Raw genomic sequence first — 24,461 nt, 5'->3', positions numbered from 1 at the left:
CCTCAGGAGCCGGGCCGGGGACGGCTGTCGGGCCGGCCGTCCGTGTGGCCGTCCGCGTGACCCACGTGACACAGCAGCAGGCAGACGTCGTCGTCCCGCTCGGAGTCGCTCAGCATCGGCTCCAGGATGCGCTCGGCCGACCCGTCCAGGTCCGCGTCGAGTTCCTCGGCCCGGAACGCGCCGAGAGCCGCCGCCAGCCGATCGATGCCCGGGTCTATGCCCTGCGCCCGCCGCTCGACCAGCCCGTCGGTGTAGAGCGCCAGCGTGGACCCGGGCTCCAACGGCACCGTGTGGTCGGCGATCTCCTGGTGCAGCGGGATGCCGAGCATCGCCCCCGGCTTGGCGTCCAGGGTGCGCACCCGCCCGTCCGGGCCGCGCAGCACGGGCGGCGGATGACCCGCCGCCGCCCACGTCAGCACCGGCTCGCCGGGCTGGAAGCGGGCGATCACGGCCGTCGCGTACAGGTCGGGCTGCAGATGGTGCAGGAACATGTGCAGCCGGGTCAGCAGTTCCCCCGGGCTCCCGCCGTCCACGGCGTAGGCGCGCAGCGCGGTCCGCAGCTGGCTCATCATCACCGCCGCGTGCAGCCCGTGCCCCGTCACGTCGCCGATGACGGTGATCAGGCTGCCGTCGGGCTGCCGGAACGCGTCGTACCAGTCGCCGCCGACGTTCAGCCCGTAGGTCGCCGGCAGATAGCGGGCCGCGAGCCGCAGGCCGGGGGTGGTCGGCAGGTCGGTCAGCAGGGCCCGCTGGAGGGTCTCGGCGATGTCCCGGTTGTGCTCGAAACGGCGGGCGTTGTCGAGCGCGCCGCCGGCCCGCCGGGTGAGCTCCACGAGCATGACGGCGTCGTCCGGGTCCCAGCGCTCGCCGGGCGCGGTCAGCGTCACGACGCCCAGGGGCGCGCTGCGGGTGGGCAGCGGCACGCACAGCAGGGGCCGGCCGGGATGCAGGGCCGACGGCGGCTGGTCGTCCACCCCGGGCAGCCCCCCGGGGTGCTCGGCCGCGTACTGCGGCCGTCCGGTGCGGGCCGCGATCACGGCCGCCGCCGCACGCGGAACGGACGACGCCCGCTCGTCCTCGGCGTCGAAGAGCCAGACGTCGGCCGTGCGGGCGTACTCCGGCACTAGCAGCTCGGGCAGCAGGCGGGCGATCTCCTCGTGGTTGAGGGAGGCCGTCAGCGTCGCGCTGGCGTCGGCGAGGAACGTCAGCCTGCGCCGGGCGTCCTCCGCCTCCCGGCGGGCGGCGTGCTCCGCCGCGAAGGCCTCGCGCTGCGCGCGCCCGGCGGCGTCCAGTTCGGCGTGCAGCGCCAGCACGCCCTGGTTGGTCTGGTGCAGTTCCTCCCGGTGGAAGGCGACGAGTTCCTCCTGCTGGGCGAGTCGCTCCAGCACCAGGGCGGTGTCCTCGTCGGCGCCGAGCAGGGCCTCCGCGAGGGCGGTCGCGTCGTCCGCCGCGGCGTCGAGATCAGGGCCCGCGGCCGACTCCGGGCAGGCCGCCGTGACGCACCACGGCCGCTCGCCGTCGCCGGGGGAGGGGGAGACCTCGACCCGCAGCGAGCCCTTCGCCACCGTCAGGACGAACCGCCAGCTGCCGCCCTTGGCCAGACACAGGCGCAGCCGCGCGCTGAGGGCGGCGGCCATCCGGGTGCGTTCGAGCGGCGGTACTCCGTACGCGGCGGCCACCCGCGCGGTGGTGATCCGCGCGCGTGCCGCGTCGCTGAGGGTGCTGATCGGCCAGGTGTGATTCATGGACCATCCGGCGGCGTCGGGGACAGGACGGCCACGGCGGTGTCGTCACGCACCGGGCTGGCGGAACTACCGGCGTCGCGGACCGTCACGGCGGCGGTGACGGCGGGGTCGCAGGACAGCAGGCGGGGATCGACCGGCGGCGCCCAGCGGCTGGACAGCCCGTCGCTGTGCAGGACGAGCAGACGGTCCGGGGCCCAGACCGCCTCGGTCTCGGGCAGTCTCGTCGGCCGGTGCGCGCCCACTATCCCCGGCCGGGACAGCAGATGGCGCCAGGAGTCGCCCTCGCGCAGCCGCGCCCCCACATTGCCGACGCCGGCGAACAGCAGCCGTCCGGACCGCAGGTCGAGCTGGGCCACCGCGACCGCGGCGCCCCTCGTGCCGCGCAGCGCGGTGTCGAGCCGGCGCAGCAGTTCGGCCGGCGGCAGGTGGGGTGAGCGCTGTACCTCGTCGACCGCCGTCATCGAGGCACGGGCCGCCTCGGGGCCGTGGCCCAGCCCGTCGGCCAGCATCAGGGTCAGCCGGTCCCCGTCACGGACGCAGGTCCAGGCGTCCCCGGAACACGCGGCGCCGCGGAAGGGGATGTTGACGCCACCGACCCGCGCGGAGAACGCGGGGGACGCGACCGAGGAGTGGTCCGGCGCCGCGGTCCCGGCCGGTCCGGGGGCCGGCTCACGGCGGCCGCGGCTGCGGGCCGGGCCGCCGATCCGGGCCAGCGCGACCGTCCCGCGGCCCGGGACGCTGTGCAGGTCGAAGTCGTCGGCGAGCCGCCGGCAGGTGCCCAGGCCGGCGCCCAGCGAGCCCGCCGTGGAGAATCCGTCGCCGAGGGCGGTGGAGACGTCGGACATGCCCGGCCCGTGGTCGACGGCGGCGACCTGCACGACGAGGCCTCCCGGCCGTCCGCCCGGCGGGGTGACCGCCTCGACGAGAAGCTGTCCGCCGCGGGCGTGCTTGAGCAGGTTCGTCGCCAGCTCGGTCGCCACGAGCACGGCGTCGGCGGTGCGCGACCGGTCCAGGCCCGCCAGCGCCGCCGCGCCCTCCGCGGCCACCCGGGCGTCGCGCACCCGCGTCGAGTCGTGCACCGGGACGTCCCACACCTGCGTCATCGTGGCTCCTCACGCTGCCGCGGCGGCCGGGCGGCCCAGGAGGTCACCGTGACCGTGGTGCCGACGCCGGGCGTGCTGTCGAGGGAGAAGTCGTGCACGAGACGACGCGCACCGCCCAGGCCGAGACCCAGCCCGCCGCCGGAGGTGTAGCCGTCGCTCAGTGCCCGCTCCGGGTCGGCGATGCCCGGACCCTGGTCCCGGAACGTCAGCCGCAGCCCGTCGGTCCGCCCGTCGCACACGTGCTCCGCGGCCATCTCGCCGCCACCGCCGTACACCAGGGTGTTGCGGGCCAGTTCGCTGGCCGCGGTGACCAGCTTCGTCTGGTCCACCAGGCCGAAGCCGAGCGCCGCGGCGGCCTGGCGCACGTGCTGCCGCACCCACACCAGGTCCAGGTCCGAGCGGATCGGCAGGCGGGCCTCGACGCCCGCGACCGTCCCGCTCACCGAGGCTCCCGGCGCGGGCCGCCCGGAGCCGTCATGGCGAGGAGTTCGAGGGCCGCCTCGGTGTTGAGAGCGGTCCGCAGGCCGGGGAGCGAGAGCCCCAGCTCCACCAGTGTGATCGCCACCGCGGGGCGCATGCCGGCCACCACGGTCCGCGCGGCCAGCAGCCGGGAGCTCGCCGCGATCTCGGCCAGGACACGCCCCAGGAACGAGTCGACGATCTCCACCCCGGAGATGTCGATGACCACGCCGGTCACCCGGTTGCGGACGATCTGCTCGGCGATGTCCTGCTGGAGCTGCTCCGCCGTACCGTCGTGCAGGTCGCCCTGGAGGGTGATCAGCAGGACGTCGCCGAGCCGGAGCACCGGCACGTGGGCCGTGCCCGAGAGGGAGAGGTCGTGGTTCACCGGGGACCCGCACCGCCGGGCGTCGCGAGCACGATGTCGGCGCCCAGCCGCTTCAGGGCGTACCCCAGGGCGTCGGCGAGGCTCGCCCTGGTCACCACCGTGCCCAGGTCCAGGCCGAGGTGCACGATGGTCTGCGCGATGGCGGGCCGGATGCCGGAGACGACGCACTCCGCGCCCATCAGCCGGACCGCCGCGACGGTCTTCATCAGGTGCTGCGCGACCAGCGAATCGACCATCGGCACCCCGGTGATGTCCAGGATCGCGAAGCGGGCCTGCTGGTCGACGACCGACTCCAGCAGCGTCTCCATCACGACCTGGCTGCGGGCGCTGTCGAGGGTCCCGATGAGCGGTACGGCGACGATGCCGTCCCACAGCCGGATGACGGGGGTGGCGGCCTCCAGCAGCTCCAGGTGCTGTCGGTCGATGAGCGCCTGGCCCTCGCTCAGCGAGGTCTCCAGGACCACCAGCCGCAGGGTGCCCATGAGCACGGTCAGCAGGGTCGTGCACTCCCTGAGGTGCTCGGGCACCGCCTCGGGCAGATCGGCCACCAGCAGGTTCACGGCGGGCGGGCGGAGGCCGTCCACCTCGGTGGACACCTGGCCGGAGGTGAGACCGAAGCGGGCGCGGGAGGCCACCATCCTGGCCAGCTGCTCGCGGACCGCGGTGAATCCGGCCGCGTCCGTGTCGGCCACCCGGCCGGACTCGGCGACCTGGGCGAGCGCGTCGACGACGACCCGGCCCGCCTCCACGGCCTCGTCCCGCGAGACGGTGAACACCGTGCGGAACAGGGGTTCGTCCGCCCAGCGCTGGGCGATCTGCTCACGGCGGCGGTGCAGGAACCTCCCGACCTCGCTCGCCGGCGTGGTGTGCTCTGCGGCCGTTTCGTGCTCCGGCACGTGTTTCTCTCCTCGTCCTGATCGGTTTCTGTCTCGCCACCGCGGGCCCGCCGAAGGCGGGCGGTGGGCGGCGGGCTACGGTGCGGGCCGTTTCCCGAACCAGTCGAGACACACGACCAGCGCGTCGTCGTCCGGCTCGGGCCTTCCCCGGTGCCCGGTCAGCCCGCGCAGCACCGCGGCCGGGACGTCCGCCGCCGGCAGCAGGGAGGCGTTGCCGAGCGCCCGCGCGAGGGCGTGCTCGCCGTACGACTCGCCGCCCGGCGCCGCGACCCCGTGGACGCCGTCGCTGACGAAGAGCAGCCGGTCGCCGGGCAGCAGGGTCAGCTCCTGGGCGACGTAGTCGGTCTCCTCGAACATGCCCAGCGGCAGCTGCGCGTCGAGGTCCACGAGGGACAGCACCCGGTCGCGCAGGAGCAGCAGCTGCGGTGAGCCCGCGTCGACGATCCGCATCCGTCCCGTGGACAGCTCGATGTCCACCAGCAGGACCGACAGGTGCGCCTCGCCCCGGTAGTGGGCGTACAGCGCCTGGTCGGCCAGGGCCGCCTGGTCCTCGATCGGGATGCCGGCCCGGCGCGCGTTGCGCAGCGCGTTGATGCCGAGGCTGGTCAGCAGCGAGGCCTCGATGCCCTCGCCCATTCCGTTGGTGACGTAGACCATCAGATGGTCGGCGGACGCCTCCCAGTCGAAGTTGTCGCCGAAGACGGCGTAGGCGGGCTCGAGTTGGGCACCCAGGGCGTACTCCTCCCGGGCGCACGAGCGGGCCGGGAGCAACTGCCACTGCATCTCCGCCGCCAGCGTCAGCCGTTCCCTGCGCCGGGCCCGCGCGTACAGGTCGGTGTCGCGTTCGGCGACCACCAGCTCGTGCCCCAGGAGCTCGGCCAGCTCGGTGAGTTCGGCGAGGGACTCCCGGGTCCGCGCGGGCAGCGTCAGGGACAGCACGCCCAGCCGGTCACCGCGCACGGTCACCGGCAGATGCGCCCGCACCCGGCCGTCGGCCGGCTCCTCGACGTACGGCTGCTGCGATCCGAAGGCCCGCCCGGGCGCGCTGCCCTGCACGGGCGCCGACTTGGTGCCGCTCGGCGCGGGCGGCACGGGCAGCAGCACCGTCAGGCCGTAGTCGGCCAGCCGCAGCTCCACGGCCTGCGCCCCGTACCGGGTGCGCAGCACCTGGCTCAGGACGTCGGGCAATTGGTGCGGGGCGGCGGAGCGCAGGGCCCGCGCGGCGGCGACGAGTCTGTTCACGGGGTCGGTCACGACGTTCTCCGGGATGCCGTGGCGTCGGGCCCGCGGTGCCCCCGGCGACGGGGGTGGGCTGACAGCCGTCCAGAAGCCTGCGAGAGTGTGACCGTGATGTCCCCCTCCTCGCGTCCGCAGCCACTCCAGGTGGCGCGTGTGACCTCAGAGGCGGCGGAGCTCTTGGAAGTCCTCTGGGGCCGTGCCTCGACGGCACCGGTCTCCGCCTCCCAGTTGCGCGTGCTGTTCATCCTGGAGCACCACGAGGGAATCAACCTGCGCACCCTCGCCGAGTTCCTCGGATCCACGCCGCCGTCCACCAGCCGCCTGTGCGACCGGCTCCAGGCCGTCGGCTTCGTCGACCGCAGGGTCGCCGCCGAGAGCCGCCGGGAGGTGGAGCTCTTCCTGAGCCGTCGCGGGAGTGCCTTCCTCGCGGACCTCAGATCACGTCGGGAGGCCGCGCTGGAAAGGGTGCTGGAGCAGATGCCCGCCGTGCAGCGCGCCGCGCTGCTGAGGGGGCTGGAGGCGTTCTGTTCGGCCGCGGCCGAACAGATCCACGACTCCGACGCCACGGACGCGCGTACCGCCTGACGGTGTCCCCGGGGGACCGGGTTCGCCCACAGGCACATCCGTCTTCCCTCCCGCATCACTGTCCCGCTCACTCTGTTGCCTTACGTACACAGTTGTCAAATGACAAGTATTGGACCGCAATCGGCCCCCGCCGCCCGCTTTCCGACGTCCGCCGGACGGTCGCCGGCAGGCCGCCGGTCAGCCCTGCGGCTCCTCCGGGAGCTGCTGCCGGTCGACGAGCTCCAGAGCCTCGTCGACCTTCTCCGATATGGGCACCGTGAGGCTGACCCCGGTGAGGTCCAGGACCCGGCGCACGGCCGGTGTGGGAGCGATCACGTGCACGCTCCCCGGCAGCCCCCGGGCCTCCTGGTACACCCGCAGGATGATGTTCATGCCGGAGGAGTCCATGAACGGAACCGCCGAGAGGTCGAGGAGGAAATGCCGTCGGCCGTGGTGCAGCTGATTGGCCAGATGGGCCTGCAGATCGGTCGCCGTGTCGAGGTCGAGATGGCCTTCGACCGTGACCAGGGCGACGTCCTCGCGAGGCAGGGTGACCTCGACGGACAGGGGGTTCTGGGCAATGGACACACGTACCTCCGAAAGCTGACGGTCGGGAGCGTCTACCCCGGTGGGCGACTTCGATGCGCGGCGACGGCCGGCGAGGACGCGCGGGAGGCCGCACGGGACGGTCGTCATGTGCCCTGTGTCCTGCCCTTCCGTCTGCGGATCCCCGACCTGGTGTCGCGCACAGGCGAATACCCCAGAACCTCTCCACCATGCACACACGACGGAGAAGCGTCGCAAGAAGGCCGTCTAGCGCAGCCGGATGCCCACGATGCAGGTGTCGTCGTCCGTGTCGGACCTGCTGTAGGTGAGCAGCCGGTCCAGCTGCTGGTCCAGCGTCGGCGGCACCGTGCGGGCCTGCACCAGCAACTGGGTCAGCGACTCCTCCACGGACCGGTCGCGCCGCTCGATCAGGCCGTCGGTGTACATCAGCAGGGTGTCGTCGGCCGCCAGCTGGACCTCCTCCTCCTCGTACACCGTCTCCGGCACGGCGCCCAGCAGAATCCCCTTCAGCACGGGCAACGGCGCCGCCTGGGAGTCCCGCACCAGCACCGGCGGCAGATGGCCCGCCCTCGCCCAGCGCAGGGTGTGCCGGGAGGGGTCGTAGAGGCCGCACACGGCCGTCGCCGTGATGGAGCCCGTCAGATGGTGGGCGACGATGTTGAGCCAGGACAGCAGCTGACCGGGACCCGCCCCGGTCACCGCCAGACCGCGCAGCGCGTTGCGCAGCACCACCATGCTGGTCGCCGCCTCGATGCCGTGCCCGGCCACGTCACCCACGCACAGCATCACCAGCCCGGAGGGCAGGACGACGGCGTCGTACCAGTCGCCGCCCACCAGGTGCTCCTCCTCGGCCGGCCGGTAGCGGACCGCCACCTGAAGGCCCGGGGCCTCCAGGGGCGCCCGGGTGGGCGGCATGATGGCGTGCTGGAGCTGGAGAGCCAGCCGGCTGCGTTCGCTGGCGTGCTGCTCGCTCTGCGCGAGCTGGTCGCGGGTGGCGGCGAGGGCCACCTCCGTCCAGTGCTGCGAGGAGATGTCCTGGTACGCGCCCCGCACGGCGACCAGCCGTTCGTCGGTGTCGAGCACCGGCTCGGCGACGATCCGCATGTGCCGGGTCACCCCGTCCGGCCGCTGCAGGCGGAAGGCGGCGGACGCCGGACGCCGGCGGTGCAGCAGCGTGCGCAGCAGCCTGCCGACGACGACCGCGTCATCGGGGTGGGTGTGCGCGGCCAGGTCCTCCAGCGGCACCGGCGGGCTCGACTCGGGCCGCCCGTACAGGGTGAACAGCTGGCCGTTCCAGGTCGTCTCGCCGGTGAGCAGGTCCTCCTCGAAGCCGCCGATCCGGCCGAGACGCTGGGCGTTCTGCAACAGACTCGCCAGGCGGGCGGCCTCGTCCTCGATCCGCCAGATCAGCAGCACGCTGTTGCCGTGCCGGCTGATGCTGACGTCCGCGACGGCGGCCAGCGGCACCTCGCCGACCAGCGCGGTCAGGCTCATCCGGCGGGCGCGGAAGGGCTCGCCGGTGGCGTGCACGCGCTCGATCCGCTGGAAGAGGTCACCGCCTCCGGCGGCCATCGGATAGGCCTCGAGGAGCAGGGCCCCGTTGATCACGGCACGCGGCCGGCCCGCCGGGTCGAGAAAACGGTCGTTGACGTGCTGGATGCGGAAGTCCGCCAGCTTTCCCGCCGGGTCGACGTGCGGCACCAGAACGAGGGCCGGGTCGTGCAGCCCGTCCGTCAGGTCCATCAGCTCCAGCGCGTCCGGCAGGACCGGGGGTTCCTGATCGGAACTCCGGACATGCGCGTACGCCTGGAGCGTGTGGGCGCACAGGTCGGCCAGGGCCTCCACCTGGCGCACCACCGCGGGCGGCTGCCGGTCCAGCGGGGACGGCCAGGCGATCTCCAGGATCCCGTCCACCCGTCCGGCCGTTCCGGCGGGCACGGCCGCCCGGCCCCCGTCCGGGTGCAGATGCCGCCCTATGGTGGGCAGCCCGGTCCCGGCCAGCGAATCGATCCACTGGGTCGTCCCCGCGCTGTGGGCGCTGCGGGCCACCGTGGCCACCTCCGGCGGCACGTACCGCCAGCGCTCGGCCTCGCCGGGAGGGAACCCCGCGCTGCCGGCGAGGGTCAGCGAACCGTCGGAGCCCGCCGCCCAGATCGCCACGGCCACCGCGCCCAGCGGGCCCAGCGCGTGCTGGAGCAGGGAGTCGGCGACCGCCTGGGTGTCGTGCGCCGCCGCCAGCGCCCCGCTCTCCGCGGCCCGCAGCCGTACGGCCGCCGACTGCTCGGCGGGATCGTCCGGCCTGCCCACGGCCGCCAGGAACGCCTCGGTCACCTCCGACACGCGGTCCTTGGCCGCCTGGTTGATGACGTCCACCGCGAACTCCAGCGGACTCAGGCCGGCCTGCCCGGCCAGCGCGGACAGCTGCTGTGCCGCCTCGCTCGGGCCACAACCGAGGCGCTCCACCAGGATGCCCTTGGCGAGTTCGACCAGGGCGCGTCCGTCGGCCTCCGCCTGGGCCTCCATGACCTCCCGGCGCAGCCGGTCCACGGTGGCCGCGAGCCGGCCCACGGGTGAGGGCGTGGCGGCGCCCTCCGGCTCCGGCAGGTTCGCGCCCTCCTCGGATCCGGGCTGCTCTCCGGTCGGTGCGGGCAGCGCCCTGCCCTCGCCGGGCTTGGTGGGCTGTGCGGGAATGCTCACGGTGTGCGGACTCCTCGGCTGGGACGCCTGGTGGCTCGGGCGGGGCGAACGTCCTCAGACGGTCAGCCAGCGTCGGACGCAGGACATGAGGTCATGGGTGTCGACGGGCTTGGTGACGTAGTCGCTGGCCCCCGAGTCGAGGCTCTTCTCCCGGTCCCCGGGCATGGCCTTCGCGGTCACCGCGACGATGGGCAGGTCGGCGTACTCGGACATGCGGCGGATCTCGGCCGTGGCCGTGTACCCGTCCATCTCGGGCATCATCACGTCCATCAGCACCAACGCGATGTCCGGGTTGTTGCGCAGCGTCTCGATCCCCTCGCGCCCGTTCTCCGCGTGCAGGACGCGGATGCCGTGCAGCTCCAGGATCCCGCTGAGCGCGAACAGGTTGCGCGCGTCGTCGTCGACCACCAGGACCGTCCGGCCCACGACGGCGTCGTCCGGCAGATGCGGCGCCACGTGCTGGGGCTCGTCCGGACGGACCAGGGCGAGCACGTCGCCCGGCTGCTCGGCCGAGAGATGCAGGGTGATGCGCTCGCGCAGCTCGTCCAGGCTGGACAGGAACTCCATCGGCTTGCCGGCCGCCCGCGACTGCAGGCTCTCCTCCTGGGCGAGGTCGGCGCGGTGCCCGCTGTGCACGAGCACCGGCACGCCCGTCAGCACCGAGTCGTCGTGCAGGGCCTCCAGGAACCGGGACGCCTCCGCGTCGGGCATGCCCAGCTCCAGGACGACGCAGTGGCAGGGCTCGGCGGCCAGCGCGCCCGCGGCCTCGTGCGCCCCGACGGCGGTCACGATGTCGACCGGCGCCGCCGACGTGCCGTCCTCCCGGCCGCGCGCCATGTCCGCCACGACGCTCTCGGCGACCAGGGTCAGCAGACCGCGGGGCCGCTCCTCCACCACCAGCAGCCGGCGCGGCCGCCGGGCCGTTCCGGTGGCCGCGGGCGTACCGGGGGAGCCGAGGGGGATCGCCGCGGGCGGCCCGGCGAGGGCGCGCTCCACCGGCCGGACGCCTCCGACGACCTCCTGGAAGTCCCGCCGCGCGACCGGCAGGTAGAGCGTGAAGGTGCTGCCCCGGCCCGGTGTGCTGTCCACGGTGACCGCGCCGCCGAGCAGATGCGCGATCTCCCGGGTGATGGACAGCCCCAGGCCCGTGCCGCCGTACTTGCGGCTGGTGGTGCCGTCCGCCTGCTGGAAGGCCCCGAAGATGGTCTCCAGCTGCTGCTCCGGGATGCCGATGCCGGTGTCCTTCACCCGGAACGCCACCACGGTGCTGCCGCGGACCACGCTGCTCGGCACCTCCTCGTCGGAGGCCGGTTCGATGCGCAGTTCCACACCGCCCTGCTCGGTGAACTTCACCGCGTTGGACAGCAGATTGCGCAGCACCTGGCGCAGCCGGGAGTCGTCGGTGAGCAGGTCGGCGGGGGCGCCGGTGGCCGTGCTCACCGAGAACTCGAGACTCTTCTGCGTCGTCATGGGACGGAAGGTCGCCTCGACGTACTCGATGAGCTGCCGCAGCGACACCTGCTCCGGCGAGACGTCCATCTTGCCGGCCTCGACCTTCGACAGGTCCAGGATGTCGTTGATCAGCTGGAGCAGGTCCGAGCCGGCCGAGTGGATGATGCCCGCGTACTCGACCTGCTTCGGAGTGAGGTTGCGCGAGGGGTTCTGGGCCAGCAACTGGGCCAGGATGAGCAGGCTGTTGAGCGGGGTGCGCAGCTCGTGGCTCATGTTCGCCAGGAACTCCGACTTGTACTTCGACGCCAGGGACAGCTGCTGCGCCCGCGCCTCGAGCTCCTGCCGGGCCTGCTCGATCTGGAGGTTCTTCGCCTCGATGTCACGGTTCTGCGCCACCAGCAGGGAGGCCTTCTCCTCCAGTTCGGCGTTGGAGTGCTGGAGCTCCTCCTGCTGGGACTGCAACTCGGCGGACCGGGCCTGGAGTTCGGCGGTCAGCCGCTGGGACTCGTCGAGCAGCTCGTCCGTGCGGGCGTTCGCCACGATGGTGTTGACGTTGACGCCGATGGTCACCCTCAGCTGTTCCAGGAAGTCCCGGTGGATCTGCGTGAACGCGCCGACCGACGCCAGTTCGATGACGCCGAGCACCGACCCCTCGAAGACGATGGGCAGCAGCACCAGGGCGCTGGGCTCCACCTGTCCGAGCCCGGAGGAGATGGTGACATAGCCGGCCGGCAGCTCGTCGACGATGATCGTGCGGCGGCTGCGCGCGGCCTGGCCGACCAGCGAGCGGCCGAACGGGATGCGGGCGGGACGGTCGTCGTCCGCGGGGTAGCCGTACGTCCCCACGAGCCGCAGTTCCGGGCCCTGCTCGCCGTCCTCGGCGAGGTGGAAGGCACCGAACTGGGCCGACACCAGCGGCACCAGCTCGTCCATGATCAGCTCGGCGACCACGGGCAGGTCCCGGTGGCCCTGCATGAGACCGGAGATCCGCGCCAGGTTGGTCTTGAGCCAGTCCTGCTCCTGGTTGGCCCGGGTGGTCTCGCGCAGGGACTCCACCATCGAGTTGATGTTGTCCTTGAGCTCGGCGACCTCGCCGGAGGCGACCACGGTGATCGACCGGGTCAGATCACCTTCCGCGACGGCGCTCGTGACCCCCGCGATCGCGCGCACCTGCCGGGTCAGGTTCCCGGCCAGTTCGTTGACGTTCTCCGTGAGGCGCTTCCAGGTGCCCGAGACGCCCTCCACCTCGGCCTGGCCGCCGAGGCGTCCCTCGGTGCCGACCTCGCGGGCGACGCGGGTGACCTCGTCGGCGAAGGCGGAGAGCTGGTCGACCATCGTGTTGATGGTCGTCTTGAGTTCGAGGATCTCGCCCCGGGCGTCCACGTCGATCTTCTTCGACAGGTCGCCTCGGGCCACCGCCGTGGTCACCAGCGCGATGTTGCGGACCTGGCCGGTGAGGTTGTTGGCCATCGAGTTGACGTTGTCGGTGAGGTCCTTCCAGGTGCCGGCCACGTTCGGCACCTGGGCCTGGCCGCCGAGGCGTCCCTCGGTGCCGACCTCGCGGGCCACGCGGGTCACCTCGTCGGCGAACGCGGACAGGGTGTCCACCATCGTGTTGATGACGTCCGCCAGCGCGGCGACCTCGCCCTTGGCCTCGACGGTGATCTTCTGCGAGAGGTCGCCGCGGGCCACGGCGGTGGCGACCTGGGCGATGGAGCGCACCTGGCCCGTCAGGTTCGACGCCATGACGTTGACGTTGTCGGTGAGGTCCTTCCAGGTGCCCGACACCCCGCGGACGGTGGCCTGGCCGCCCAGGTTGCCCGCCGTGCCGACCTCGCGGGCGACGCGGGTGACCTCGTCGGCGAAGGCGGAGAGCTGGTCGACCATCGTGTTGATGGTGTTCTTGAGTTCGAGGATCTCGCCGCGGGCGTCGACGGTGATCTTCTGCGAGAGGTCGCCCTTGGCCACCGCGGTCGCCACCTGGCATCTGCACTTCGGCACCCTGTCCCCGGTGGAGCTCGTGCACCGGGCGCGCCGCNAGCTGGTCGACCATCGTGTTGATGGTGTTCTTGAGTTCGAGGATCTCGCCGCGGGCGTCGACGGTGATCTTCTGCGAGAGGTCGCCCTTGGCCACCGCGGTCGCCACCTGGGCGACGTTGCGGACCTGGTTGGTGAGGTTCCCGGCCATGAAGTTGACCGAATCGGTGAGGTCCCGCCAGGTGCCCTTGACACCCTTGACGTCGGCCTGGCCGCCGAGCCTGCCCTCGGTGCCGACCTCGCGGGCGACGCGGGTGACCTCGTCGGCGAAGGCGGAGAGCTGGTCGACCATCGTGTTGATGGTGTTCTTGAGTTCGAGGATCTCGCCGCGGGCGTCGACGGTGATCTTCTGCGAGAGGTCGCCCTTGGCCACCGCCGTGGTCACCTGGGCGACGTTGCGGACCTGGTTGGTGAGGTTCCCGGCCATGAAGTTGACCGAATCGGTGAGGTCCCGCCACACCCCGGCGACCCCGGGCACCTGCGCCTGGCCGCCGAGCCGTCCCTCGGTGCCGACCTCGCGGGCGACGCGGGTGACCTCGTCGGCGAAGGCGGAGAGCTGGTCGACCATCGTGTTGACGGTCTCCTTCAGCTGAAGGATCTCGCCCCGGGCCGGCACGTCGATCTTCTGGGACAGGTCGCCCTTGGCGACCGCGGTCGCCACCTGGGCGATGTCCCGCACCTGGGTCGTCAGGTTGCCCGCCATGGCGTTCACGGAGTCCGTCAGGTCGGCCCAGGTCCCGGAGACGCCGGGCACCTCCGCCTGACCGCCCAGGGTGCCCTCGGTGCCCACCTCGCGCGCCACCCGGGTGACCTCGGAGGTGAAGACGGAGAGCTGGTCGACCATGCCGTTGAAAACGGTGGCGATGTCACCCAGCAGACCGTCCCCGTCGGTGGGCAGCCGGGTACCGAAGTCCCCGTCCCGTACGGCCGTCAGGCCTGCCAGAAGCTGCCTGAGCTCGTGGTCGCCGGGAACCGTGTCCACGGACTCGGTCGCGTTGCTGGTCATGCCTACCCTCGTTCCGCTCCCCTGGAGCCCCCGGGCGGGGACTCGGAACCGGGCCACCCGGGTGGACGGCCCTGTCTGTGATGCATGGATTTCCGCAGTTCACGGATGTGCGCGATGAGAGAAATCCGCCGCAGGCTAACCCACAGGGGCCCGGCGCAACAAAGCATCGCCGACTTTGCGCACACAGGAATTCCAGAAGTCGGGCACCGCGCATACACGAACGGAAGCGGGGTACACGCACGACTTTGCCCGGGACGGCGAAAGCCGTCCCGGGCGACGTCACGACCGGAGGTGCGGGGTCAGGCGATCTCGGCCCCCAGCAGGCCGGTCCGCAGCCGCTGCACCATGCGGCTGATCAGCCGTGACACATGCATCTGGGAGATGCCGAGCTCCCTGCCGATCTCCGCCTGGGTCCGCTCCTCGACGAACCGCATGTGGATGATCCGCTTCTCCCGCTCGCCGAGTTCGGCGATCAGCGGAGCCAACGAGTGGAAGTCCTCCACCAGCTCCAGAGCCGGCTCCTCGGCGCCGAGGAAGTCGGCCAGCACGGATTCGCCGTCCGAACCGCCGTCGGAGGTCAGGGCCGCGTCGAGGGAGGCGGAGGTGTAGCCGTTGGACGCCTTGCGCGCCTCGATGACCTCCTCCTCCGAGAGCGACATCAGCTGCGAGAGCTCACGCGTGGTGGGCATCCGGCCCAGCCGCGTCTGCAACTCCTCGGTGGCCTTGGCCAGTTCGACCCGTGCCTCCTGGAGCCTGCGCGGCACGTGCACCGCCCAGCTCGTGTCCCGGAAGAACCGCTTGATCTCGCCGACGATGTACGGAATGGCGAACGAGGTGAACTCGACCTCGCGGGTCAGCTCGAACCGGTCGATGGCCTTGATCAGCCCGATCGTTCCGACCTGGACGATGTCCTCCATGGAGTCGCCCCGGCCGCGGAAGCGGGACGCCGCGTACCGCACCAGCGACAGGTTCATCTCGATCAGGGTGTTGCGGACGTACTGGTACTCGTGGGTGCCCTCCTCCACGACGGCCAGCCGGTCGAAGAAGCGGCGCGAGAGCTCCCGCGCGTCCTTCGGGCTCACCTGGGTGGGCATCTCGATGAGCGGAACCCCTCCTTGCGGGCTCTCCGTGCCCGCCCGCGCTGCCGTGGCCGTCGTTGCGTGTGCCGTCACGGCATTCATGCCGCTCACTCCGTTCGTCGAGCCCGTCGATGACGGAGTGCGTCTGCCCCGGGTTCCGCATCTCATGCCCGTTGTTTCGCACAAACTTCTTCAGCGCGGGCCGATACCCCCTCTCTTCGGTCAGGAACGGACGGACATGCCCCCGAATGCGGGCGCCGCGGGCGGGTAATGGCAGCTGTGGAGCGCGAGAAGGGAGCAGTGTGACCATCGACGGAATCTGGTCGTACACGCCGGACAGTGGACACGCCGAAGGACAGGACCTGACCGACTACGCCGTCATGACGGCCGACGGCACCCTCGGGCATGTGGAACGCGAGGCCGACCCGCTCGGAATGCGGCACCTGGTCGTCGACACCGGCGTGTGGCTGTTCGGCAGGAGCGCCGTCGTCCCGGTGGGCGTCGTGGCGGGTGTCGACCACACGGAACGCAAGGTGATCCTGGGCTGCACCGGGGACGAGGTCAAGGACGCGCCTCGGTTCCGCACCGACAGCGAGACGACGGACCCGGCGTACCTCACCGCCGTCGGTGACCACTATCGCCGGTTGACACCACGGGGAACGCCATCGGTATGAGGGAAGAGGGACTCGCGCCCGCGCGCTCGGCGCCCGTCCGGGAGACGGCCGCGGCGTCGGTGAAGACCGCCGCCGCGGCCCGGGCCCACGCCCGCACGGTGGTGGACGCCCGGTGGGATCCGTCCACCCGGCCGGCGCGCGAGGAGGACGTCATCGACCTGCTGCTGGTCGTGTCTGAGCTGGTGGCCAACGCCCTCAGGCACGGCGGCGGACTGGCCGGGTTCGAGATGACTCCGGTGCGGGACGGGATCCGGCTGGCCGTGCGCGATCACAGCGACGCGGTGCCCGCCCCGGTGGGCGGACCGGGCCCTGGCCCGGCCGGCCACCGGGTGGGCGGCTACGGCTGGCCGCTGGTCGTCCGCCTGGCCCGGGACATCACCATCGAGAAAGAGAACGGCGGCGGGAAGACGATCACCCTGTTCGTGCCGATCCGCACCGCCGACCGGCCGGACTGACGCGACGGCGCGGGCTCTCCGCTCCCGTCACCGCGCTCCGTCCCCGCCGCCCGATTCACCACGGCAGGAAGACGTGCACGTCCTTGCCCTCGCCCTGCCCGGCCGCGTTCGGCACCACGCTGACCTGACTGCACAGGGTGTGCACCAGGTACCAGCCGATACCGCCGCCCCCGCTGTCGGGGTGGAACGGCCGGGGTGACGGCGGAGTGCTGCTGGTGTCGTGCAGTGTCACATGCACGCCGTCGAAGGTGGGGCGCAGGCACAGGTCGAAGGGGCCCGGCGCGTACTGGACGGCGTTCGCCGCCAGCTCCGTCACGATCAGCACGATGTCGTGCCAGCACTCCGGTGCCGTGGGCGGCACGGTGCCGGCCAGCTCATGGAGGAACTCCTCCGTGGCCAGCCGTGCACCCGTCACGTCCTGGGGTTCGCCCTCGAAGCGGGCTGTACGGCTGGGAATCGCCCAGGAGGACAGTGCGTCGTTTCCACGCGGCTCGGTTGCCATGTCGTCAGTGCAGTCCCTGAGTCTCCGGGACCGTCGTCCTTTCTCGTACGGCTCTCTGGCGTCGCCCCTACAGGGTTCCCGAGGGCCGCCAGGCTACGCGTCCGTTGTCCGACGGCATACGGTCGCGGCGGATCGCGATCGCCGGTTTCCCGGCCACGCAGTGTGTCCGGCCCCGGGTACGGGCCGTCCGGCACGCGCCGTCCGGATCACCGGAAGACGTCGTCGGCGTCGTCCCAGCCCAGCACCTCCTCCGGTGCGCTCTGCCGGGGCAGCCGCGCCCGGGCCTGGTACATCGCCTCGATCGCCGCCGCGTAGTGCGCCACGATCGAGTCGCGGCGCAGCTTCATCGACGGCGTCAGCAGGCCGTTGGTCTGGTCGAACGCCTGCGGCAGGATGCGGAAGGCGCGGATGGACTCCGAGCGGGACACCGTGCTGTTGGCGGCGGCCACCGCCCGCCCGACCTCCTCCCGCAGGGCGTTCTCCTCGCGCGCCTCCCGGCTCTGGGTGTCGCCGTGCAGCATCAGGTTCCCGCGCCAGTGCGCCAGGAAATCGGGGTCCAGGGTGATCAGCGCGCCCACGCAGGGCCGGTTGTCACCCACGACCACGGCCTGGTGGACGAGCGGATGCATCCGCAGCCGCTGCTCCAGTGAGGCCGGCGCCACACTCTTGCCGCTGCTGGTGATGATCACGTCCTTCTTGCGGCCGGTGATCGTGAGATAGCCGTCGGAATCCAGGAACCCGAGGTCACCCGTGGCCAGCCAGCCACCCCACAGCGCGGCCCGCGTCGCGGCGTCGTCGTTGACATACCCCTGGAACACCGACGGGCCGCGCACCAGGATCTCCCCGTCGTCCGCCACCCGGATGTCCACACCCGGCAGGGCCTGTCCGACGGTGCCCGACTTCTCCCGGCCGAGCGGCTGCATCGTGATCCCGCCGCTGGTCTCGGTCAGGCCGTACCCGTCGTGCACGTAGATGCCGATGCCCTCGAAGAAGAGGGACAGATCGCGGTGGAGCGGGGAGCCGCCCGAGGTGGCGCGGTGGACGCGGCCGCCGAGCGCCGCCCTCAGTCTGCGGTACACCGTCCGTTCGAACAGGGCGTGCTGGAGCCGCAGGTCGAAACCGGGCCCCGAGCCACGGCCCAGCCGCTGCCGTTCGACGGCGGCCGCGAAATCCCGGGCCGTCTCCGCCGCCCGCTCGAACAGGGCGCCGCGGCCGGCCTCCTGGGCCGCCCGCAGGAAGTTCTTGTAGATCTTCTCGAACACCGAAGGCACCGCGTACAGATACGTCGGGCGGAAGGTGCGCAGCGCCTCCGCGAGGGCCTCCGCGCCGATGTCGGGTTGGTGGCCCATCAGGATGCCGCCGCGCAGACACAGGCCCTGGATCATCAGCCCGTACACGTGGGAGAACGGCAGGAAGGCGAGAACGCTCGGCTGCCGGCCGGCGGGCGCGGCCGTGTGCCCCCAGCCTGCGAGCAGCGTGTCGCAGGGGCTGGCCAGGCTGCGGTGGCTCAGCGCGCAGCCCAGCGGCCGGCCGGAGGTCCCCGAGGTGTAGGCGATCACGGCGGTGGAGTCGGGCAGCACGATCCGGCGCAGCGAGTCCACGGTGGTGATCGGCACCAACTCGCCGCGCTGCGTGAGTTGTTCGAACGCCCCGGCGTCCAACTGCCAGACGTTGCGCAGCGAGGGCAGGGCCGCGCACACCGATCCCACGGTCATGACGCTCTGTTCGTCCTCGACGATGACGCCCACGCAGTTCGAGTCCCGCAGGATCCACTCGACCTGCTCGCGCGAGGACGTCGGATAGACCGGGACGACCTCGGCGCCCACCGCCCACAGCGCGTGACACAGGACCGTCCACTCGTACCGGGTGCGCGCCATGATCGCGACGCGGTGCCCGGGCGAGATCCCCGAGGCCACGAACCCCTTCGCCAGGTCGACCACCTCGTCCCGCAGCTCGACGGCCGTCACCTCCTCCCAGTCGCCGGAGGCGCCGTCCGGACGGCGGGAGAGCACGGGAAGGGTGGGGGTGCGGGCGGCAGTCTCGAAGACGGTGTCGGCGAGGCCTCCGGTCAGGGGCGTGGTGGGCGGGGGAGCGAGGGCGAAGTCGCGCATGCGCTGCTCCTGAGGTGTACGGGCTGTGACTCCGCCGACGGGAACTGTTATCGACGGTGCCCGAATGTAGCCCAGGTGGGACCGGTTGTGGCCTGGAACGAATAAGTAATCCGCGTTGATGATCTCGGCCTGCCGGGCCCCCGTCCCTTCCGACGGTTCGCCGCCGTCGAAGCCGGCGGCCCGGGGGACTCGGAGAGCGCGAGCCAGGTCGTTCCCCACCGTGGGGAGCGGCGTGTCCGGCGCCGGCCCTCGGGAGACGCGCGACCCGTCCGGGCGCCGGGCCGAGGCCCCGCTCACCCTGATCATCGTCATGGCCGTCCCCGTGCGCCGCCCGCTTCCGGCGCAGGCGACCGGTGCCCATGCCGATCGCGTCGGCGCACCGACCGGGATCCGCCGGGTGTGCGGGAGACGACCTCAGGCCTGGGTGTGCTGCACGCAGGTGGTGACCACCTCGCGCAGACTGCCGGTGCGCTCCCACACCTCGCGCTGGATCCGGGAGCCGTTGCCGTCGCGCAGCAGTGCGTCGCAGGAAGCGCGGGCCCGCTCCAGGTCGCCGCTGTCCGCCAGCGCGTCCTCGACATGCCCCAGCAGCGCCCGGACCACCGTCTCGGCGGGCGCGCGCCGCATGGTCTCGGGGTGCAGCAGATCCTCGGTCAGCCCCGAGCGGGCGGCCCGCCAGCCGGCCAGCCGGAGCAGGCTCACGCTGTGGTCCAGCGGCTCCCGGCCGGCCTCCCGGTCCCGGGCGGCGGTCTCGACGAGCCCCCGCACCAGCGTGGCGATCAGCACGGCGGTGTCCGCGTGCAGACAGACGTCCGCCACCCGCACCTCCACCGTCGGATAGTGCGCCGACAGCCGGGCGTCGAAATAGACCATGCCCTCGTCGAGGATCGTTCCGGTGTCCACCATGGCCGCCACCCGCCGGTGGTACCTCTCCGCCGACCCGAACAGCTCGGTCGGGCCCGCCGACGGCCAGCGCTGCCACACCCGGCTGCGATAGCTGCTGTAGTCCGTCTCCGCGCCCTGCCAGAAGGGCGAGTTGGCGCTCAGGGCCGTCAGCACCGACAGCCAGGGCCGGATCCGGTCGAGGACGGCGACGCCCTCCTCGTCCGAGTCGACGGACACATGGACGTGGCAGCCGCACACCATCTGCTCACGCGTCGCGATGCCGTACTGCTCCGCCATCCACTGGTAGCGCCGGTTCATGCTCACGGTGGGGCGCACCGGCAGCGGGGACGTGGCGAGCGCGGCGACCGCGCACCCGGCCGCCCGCGCATGCCGGGCCGCCTCGCCGCGTATCCGGACGATCTCCGCGCCGAGTTCGCCCATGACCGACTGCGGGTGGGTGTTGAACTCGAGCATCTGGTTGTGCAGTTCCTTCTCGAAGACGCCGTCCTCCGCCCCGCGCCGGGAGGCGCGGGCGAGGACGGCGGCCGAGAGGGCCTGGGGCTCCCCGGTCTCCGGGTCGACCAGGAGGAGTTCTTCCTCCACTCCGACGGTGCGCACGGGATGCGGCCTCTCTCTGGCGGGTGGTACGCACCCGAATGCCCCGCCCGGGGCGGTTCACACGGACGACGGCGCCAGCCACACCGTGGCCAGGGGCGGCAGGGTGAGAGCGATCTCCCCGTCCCGCGCCGCGACGGGGGCGGGACGGACGAGGCCGCTGCCGCCGTAGCACTCGGCGTCGGTGTTGAGCACCTCGCGCCAGGCCGGCACCCCGTCGGGCACGGCCAGCCGGTAGTCGTGACGCACGACCGGGGAGAAGTTGCTGACGGCGAGGAGCGGAGCGCCCTGGGCGTCGTGGCGGAGGAACGCGAAGACGTTGTCCTCCGCCGCGTCGCCGACCACCCACCGGAAACCGGCGGGATCGGTGTCCCGCTCCCACAGAGCCGGGGTGGCCCGGTAGACCGTGTTGAGATCACGCACCAGGTCCCGCACCCCCCGGTGATCGCCCGCCGAGGCGTATCCCGGGTCCAGCAGCCACCACTCGGGTCCGTGCGCCTCGGACCACTCCGCGCCCTGGGCGAACTCCTGGCCCATGAAGAGGAGCTGCTTGCCCGGGTGGGCCCACATGAACCCCAGGTACGCGCGGTGGTTGGCGCGCCGCTGCCACCAGTCGCCGGGCATCTTGGAGACCAGCGCCTGCTTGCCGTGGACGACCTCGTCGTGGGAGATGGGCAGCACGTAGTTCTCGCTGTAGGCGTACACCATCGAGAAGGTCATCTCGTTGTGGTGGTACTTGCGGTGCACCGGCTCCTTGGCGATGTACTCCAGCGAGTCGTGCATCCAGCCCATGTTCCACTTCAGCCCGAACCCCAGACCGCCGCTGTCGGTCGGCCGGGTCACCCCTTCCCACGCGGTGGACTCCTCCGCGATCGTCACGACCCCCGGGTTGCGGCGGTAGACCGTCGCGTTCATCTCCTGGAGGAACGCCATGGCGTCCAGGTCCTCCCGGCCACCGAACACGTTGGGCGACCACTGTCCGGAGTCCCGCGAGTAGTCGAGGTAGAGCATGGAGGCGACGGCGTCCACCCGCAGCCCGTCGACGTGGAACTCCTCGCACCAGTAAGTGGCGTTCGCCACCAGGAAGTTGCGCACCTCGACGCGCCCGAAGTCGAACTCGTACGTGCCCCAGTCCGGGTGCTCGGCCCGCCGGGAGTCGCCGGGCTCGTACAGCGGCTCCCCGTCGAACCGGCCCAGCGCCCAGTCGTCCTTGGGGAAGTGCGCCGGCACCCAGTCCACGATCACACCGATCCCGGCCCGGTGCAGGGCGTCCACCAGGAACTTGAAGTCGTCGGGGCTGCCCAGGCGCGAGGCCGGCGCGTAGAACCCGGTGACCTGGTAGCCCCAGGAACCGGAGAACGGATGCTGGGCGACCGGCATGAACTCCACATGCGTGAAGCCGAGGTCCTTGACGTACGGCGGCAGCTCCTCGGCGAGCTCACGGAACGTCAGTCCCGGTCGCCAGGAGGGCAGATGGACCTCGTACACGGAGAACGGCGCCACATGCACGGGGACGTCGCCCCGGTGCGCCATCCACTCCTCGTCCGCCCACTCGTAGTGCGAGGCGTGGACGATCGACGCGGTGTCCGGCGGCACCTCCGCGCGCCGGGCCATCGGGTCGGCCTTGAGGAAGCGGTGGCCGTGACGCGAGGTGATCTCGAACTTGTACCGGGTGCCCTCGCCGATACCGGGCAGGAACAGCTCCCACACGCCGGACGAGCCGAGGGACCGCATGGGGAAGGCGGTCCCGTCCCAGAAGCAGAAGTCCCCGGCGACGCGCACCCCCTGGGCGTTCGGCGCCCACACGGTGAACCGGGTGCCGGTCACACCCTGGTGGGCCATCGGCTCGGCGCCGAGCGCCTTCCACAGCTCCTCGTGCCGCCCCTCCCGGATGAGATGCAGATCCAGGTCGCCGAGGGCGGGCAGAAAACGGTAGGGGTCGTCCACCTTGTTCTCGGTGCCCTCGTACGACACCAGCAGCGTGTACGCGGGCACCGCGTCGAGCGGCAGGACGACGGAGAAGAGACCGTCGCCCTCCGAGACCAGCGGGGTGGGATCGCCGTCGATCACGACACTCACGGCGTCCGCGAAGGGCCGCAGCGCCCGGAAGACGATTCCGCCCGGCACCGGGTGCGCGCCCAGCAGGGCGTGCGGATCGTGGTGCGCGCCCGAGAGCAGGCGCCCACGGTCGGCCGGATCGAGCGCGGGCGCCGTGCGCGGGCGGGGACCGGCCGACTCGGGCGGAGAGGTGTCACGCAGGGCCACAGGGGTCAGCCTCCTCGGACGGCGAGTCGTTCGATCGCCGCCATGGGTACGGGCAGCCAGTCGGGACGGTTACGGGCCTCGTACAGCACTTCGTACACGGCTCGGTCCGTCTCGTAGGCACGCAACAGGGCATGCTTCTTGCGGGGGTCCCAGCCCGCGCGGGCCGCGTAGCCGGCGCAGTAGGCCTCCCGGCAGCGGCGCGCCCACTCCGGCCGCCACGGACGGCGCTGGCGGGCGGCGTAGTCGAACGAGCGCAGCATCCCGGCGATGTCCCGGACCGGGGAGTGGGCGCTGCGCCGCTCGGCCAGCGGACGGGACGGTTCGCCCTCGAAGTCGATGACGAACCAGTCGCGTCCGGCGCGCAGGACCTGCCCGAGGTGCAGGTCCCCGTGGATGCGCTGGGCGGGCGGGCCGGCGTCGCACACGGCGAGCGCGCCGAAGGCGGTGGTCAGACCCGGCACGAACGGGCGCAGCGCCGGCACATGGTGCGCGGCCGCCTCCAGCCGCTCCGTCATCGCCGCCGCCGTCCGCCCGTCCTCGGCGTCCGGACCGGCCGGCAGCGCGGCGGCCAGCGCCAGGTGGACGTCCGCCGTGGCCCGGCCCAGTTCCTCGGCCTCCGCCGTGAAGTCCTCCCCGCGGGCGAGGGCGCGCAGCGCCAGCGTCCAGCCGTCCGAGGCGTCGGGCAGGAACGGCTGGAGCACACCGAGCGTCGCCTCCTGCGGATGCGTCGTGCGGAACCAGGCCACGGGCGCGGGCACCCGCCCGCACCCCTGCCCGGCCAGCGCGACCGGTACCTCCAGGTCGGGGTTCACCCCGGGCTGGATACGCCGGAAGATCTTCAGGATGAACGCGTCCCCGTACACCAGCGAGGTGTTGGACTGCTCGGCCTCCAGCAGCCGCGGCGCGAGCCCCGGGGGCAGCGACACGGACGGGTCGGACTCGAAGCACAGCGGCCCCAGCGTGCCGGGATGCCGCATCCGCTCCAGGAGCAGATGAGCGGACCGGGGGTCCTGCAGCGCGTCGTGGACCGTCAGGCCGGCCATCGGCCCGTCCTCCACCCTGCCGATCAGTGCCCGTCCCAGCCGCGGCGACAGGTGTTCCTGGACGCCGAGCAGCAGCTGGTAGCAGTCGCCGGCCGGGGGAGTGCCCCCGGGAGTCGGGACGCCCGACTGATCGGCGTGCACGAGCAGATGCAGACAGCCCGGGTACAGCTCGGTCATCGACAGCATGCGCAGGTCGGTGAGGGGCCGGTCCTTGCCGGCGAACCAGCGCTGCCGCGGCAGCCATTCGCACAGCAGCGCGGCGAGCGGCCCGACGGTGCGGACGCCGCTCGCGCTGCTCGGTCGCAGGGGTGCGGTCTTCGTCACGGTGACCCATCCTTTCCCCGGCGCTCGCTCACAGGCGGCGGCCGATCCGGGACGCGGCTCTGGTGAGCCGGAACCAATAGAAGCCGTGTCCCGCGAGAGTGAGCAGGTAGGGCAGTTCCCCGATGGCGGGAAAGCGGACCCCGCCGAACAGCTCGACGGGGTGGCGGCCGTCGAACCGGCGCAGGTCGAGTTCGGTGGGCTGCGCGGAGCGCGAGAAGTTGTGCACGCACAGCACCACGTCGTCCCCTCCGTCGGCCGTCAGGGGGGCCTCGCGCAGGAAGGCGAGGACGGCCGGGTTGGAGGACTGGAGTTCGGTGTAGGTCCCGAGGCCGAAGGCGGGGTTCTGCTTGCGGAT

Annotated in this window: 19 protein-coding genes and 1 pseudogene; 3 read left to right on the top strand and 17 right to left on the bottom strand. The window is 72.3% G+C overall.

The window, feature by feature from the left end; all coding sequences use genetic code 11:
* Positions 1-2: 2 nt before the first annotated feature.
* The 6 genes from ASD48_RS30795 to ASD48_RS30770 all read right to left on the bottom strand — a co-directional run bounded on the left by ASD48_RS30795 (position 3) and on the right by ASD48_RS30770 (position 5,833).
* Positions 3-1,745 (bottom strand): GAF domain-containing SpoIIE family protein phosphatase, encoded by a 1,743-nt coding sequence (locus ASD48_RS30795; protein ID WP_057605085.1) that lies wholly within the window; start codon positions 1,743-1,745, stop codon positions 3-5.
* Positions 1,742-2,848: an ATP-binding SpoIIE family protein phosphatase gene (locus tag ASD48_RS30790; RefSeq protein WP_057605084.1), complete on the bottom strand. Its 1,107-nt coding sequence runs from the start codon at positions 2,846-2,848 to the stop codon at positions 1,742-1,744. The genes ASD48_RS30795 and ASD48_RS30790 overlap by 4 nt, the downstream gene beginning before the upstream one ends.
* A complete protein-coding gene (locus ASD48_RS30785) occupies positions 2,845-3,291 on the bottom strand; it encodes an anti-sigma regulatory factor (RefSeq protein ID WP_057605083.1) in 447 nt (148 codons plus the stop codon). Before ASD48_RS30785 ends, ASD48_RS30790 begins: the two co-directional genes overlap by 4 nt.
* Positions 3,288-3,695: an STAS domain-containing protein gene (locus tag ASD48_RS30780; RefSeq protein ID WP_020126259.1), complete on the bottom strand. Its 408-nt coding sequence runs from the start codon at positions 3,693-3,695 to the stop codon at positions 3,288-3,290. Before ASD48_RS30780 ends, ASD48_RS30785 begins: the two co-directional genes overlap by 4 nt.
* Entirely contained in the window at positions 3,692-4,591 is a 900-nt protein-coding gene (locus tag ASD48_RS30775) for an STAS domain-containing protein (RefSeq protein WP_057605082.1), read from the bottom strand. The genes ASD48_RS30780 and ASD48_RS30775 overlap by 4 nt, the downstream gene beginning before the upstream one ends.
* Positions 4,592-4,666: 75 nt before the next feature.
* Complete coding sequence (locus tag ASD48_RS30770) at positions 4,667-5,833, bottom strand: PP2C family protein-serine/threonine phosphatase (protein WP_057605542.1); 1,167 nt, start codon at positions 5,831-5,833, stop codon at positions 4,667-4,669.
* A 108-nt stretch (positions 5,834-5,941) separates the two neighbouring features.
* On the opposite strand from ASD48_RS30770, the gene ASD48_RS30765 reads away from it, so the two are divergent.
* The gene (locus tag ASD48_RS30765) at positions 5,942-6,415 is read left to right on the top strand and encodes a MarR family transcriptional regulator (RefSeq protein ID WP_199876080.1); all 474 of its coding nucleotides are present in this window, start codon (positions 5,942-5,944) and stop codon (positions 6,413-6,415) included.
* Between the two features lie 177 nt (positions 6,416-6,592).
* On the opposite strand, the gene ASD48_RS30760 is transcribed toward ASD48_RS30765, so the two are convergent.
* From ASD48_RS30760 to ASD48_RS30740, 5 genes and pseudogenes are all read right to left on the bottom strand, one after another.
* Positions 6,593-6,982 (bottom strand): STAS domain-containing protein, encoded by a 390-nt coding sequence (locus tag ASD48_RS30760; RefSeq protein WP_057605080.1) that lies wholly within the window; start codon positions 6,980-6,982, stop codon positions 6,593-6,595.
* A gap of 225 nt (positions 6,983-7,207) precedes the next feature.
* Entirely contained in the window at positions 7,208-9,565 is a 2,358-nt protein-coding gene (locus tag ASD48_RS30755) for a SpoIIE family protein phosphatase (protein ID WP_242432806.1), read from the bottom strand.
* A gap of 147 nt (positions 9,566-9,712) precedes the next feature.
* A pseudogene (locus ASD48_RS30750) lies at positions 9,713-13,148 on the bottom strand (HAMP domain-containing protein); the annotation flags it as partial.
* A gap of 1 nt (position 13,149) precedes the next feature.
* Positions 13,150-14,153 (bottom strand): HAMP domain-containing protein (locus tag ASD48_RS44935; RefSeq protein ID WP_242432788.1); only part of this gene is annotated, 1,004 nt, incomplete at its 3' end.
* A gap of 299 nt (positions 14,154-14,452) precedes the next feature.
* The gene (locus ASD48_RS30740; RefSeq protein ID WP_057605078.1) at positions 14,453-15,247 is read right to left on the bottom strand and encodes an RNA polymerase sigma factor SigF; all 795 of its coding nucleotides are present in this window, start codon (positions 15,245-15,247) and stop codon (positions 14,453-14,455) included.
* 287 nt (positions 15,248-15,534) lie between these two features.
* On the opposite strand from ASD48_RS30740, the gene ASD48_RS30735 reads away from it, so the two are divergent.
* Both ASD48_RS30735 and ASD48_RS30730 read left to right on the top strand, forming a co-directional pair.
* Positions 15,535-15,906, top strand: coding sequence for a hypothetical protein (locus ASD48_RS30735; protein WP_057605077.1), 372 nt, complete (start codon positions 15,535-15,537; stop codon positions 15,904-15,906).
* Positions 15,903-16,361, top strand: a complete 459-nt coding sequence (locus ASD48_RS30730; protein WP_057605076.1) for an ATP-binding protein — start codon at positions 15,903-15,905, stop codon at positions 16,359-16,361. Before ASD48_RS30735 ends, ASD48_RS30730 begins: the two co-directional genes overlap by 4 nt.
* Positions 16,362-16,416: 55 nt before the next feature.
* Here the strand turns inward: ASD48_RS30730 and ASD48_RS30725 are convergent, their stop codons facing one another.
* From ASD48_RS30725 to ASD48_RS30700, 6 genes are all read right to left on the bottom strand, one after another.
* Complete coding sequence (locus tag ASD48_RS30725) at positions 16,417-16,863, bottom strand: ATP-binding protein (RefSeq protein ID WP_057605075.1); 447 nt, start codon at positions 16,861-16,863, stop codon at positions 16,417-16,419.
* 206 nt (positions 16,864-17,069) lie between these two features.
* Positions 17,070-18,974 (bottom strand): AMP-dependent synthetase/ligase, encoded by a 1,905-nt coding sequence (locus tag ASD48_RS30720; protein WP_057605074.1) that lies wholly within the window; start codon positions 18,972-18,974, stop codon positions 17,070-17,072.
* Positions 18,975-19,388: 414 nt separating this feature from the next.
* Positions 19,389-20,477, bottom strand: coding sequence for a glutamate--cysteine ligase (locus ASD48_RS30715; RefSeq protein WP_057605073.1), 1,089 nt, complete (start codon positions 20,475-20,477; stop codon positions 19,389-19,391).
* 57 nt (positions 20,478-20,534) lie between these two features.
* Positions 20,535-22,739, bottom strand: a complete 2,205-nt coding sequence (gene glgB, locus ASD48_RS30710; protein ID WP_057605072.1) for a 1,4-alpha-glucan branching enzyme — start codon at positions 22,737-22,739, stop codon at positions 20,535-20,537.
* A gap of 5 nt (positions 22,740-22,744) precedes the next feature.
* On the bottom strand, positions 22,745-24,106 hold the full coding sequence (locus ASD48_RS30705; RefSeq protein WP_057605071.1) for a hypothetical protein: 1,362 nt from the start codon (positions 24,104-24,106) through the stop codon (positions 22,745-22,747).
* Positions 24,107-24,134: 28 nt separating this feature from the next.
* On the bottom strand, positions 24,135-24,461 hold a 327-nt coding region (locus ASD48_RS30700), incomplete at its 5' end, for an alpha-glucosidase C-terminal domain-containing protein (protein WP_199876056.1).

This window comes from Streptomyces sp. Root1310, assembly GCF_001426425.1.
Taxonomy (GTDB): domain Bacteria; phylum Actinomycetota; class Actinomycetes; order Streptomycetales; family Streptomycetaceae; genus Streptomyces.
The sequence above is the reverse complement of the archived record's forward strand: the minus strand, read 5'-3'. Positions and strand labels throughout refer to the sequence as shown.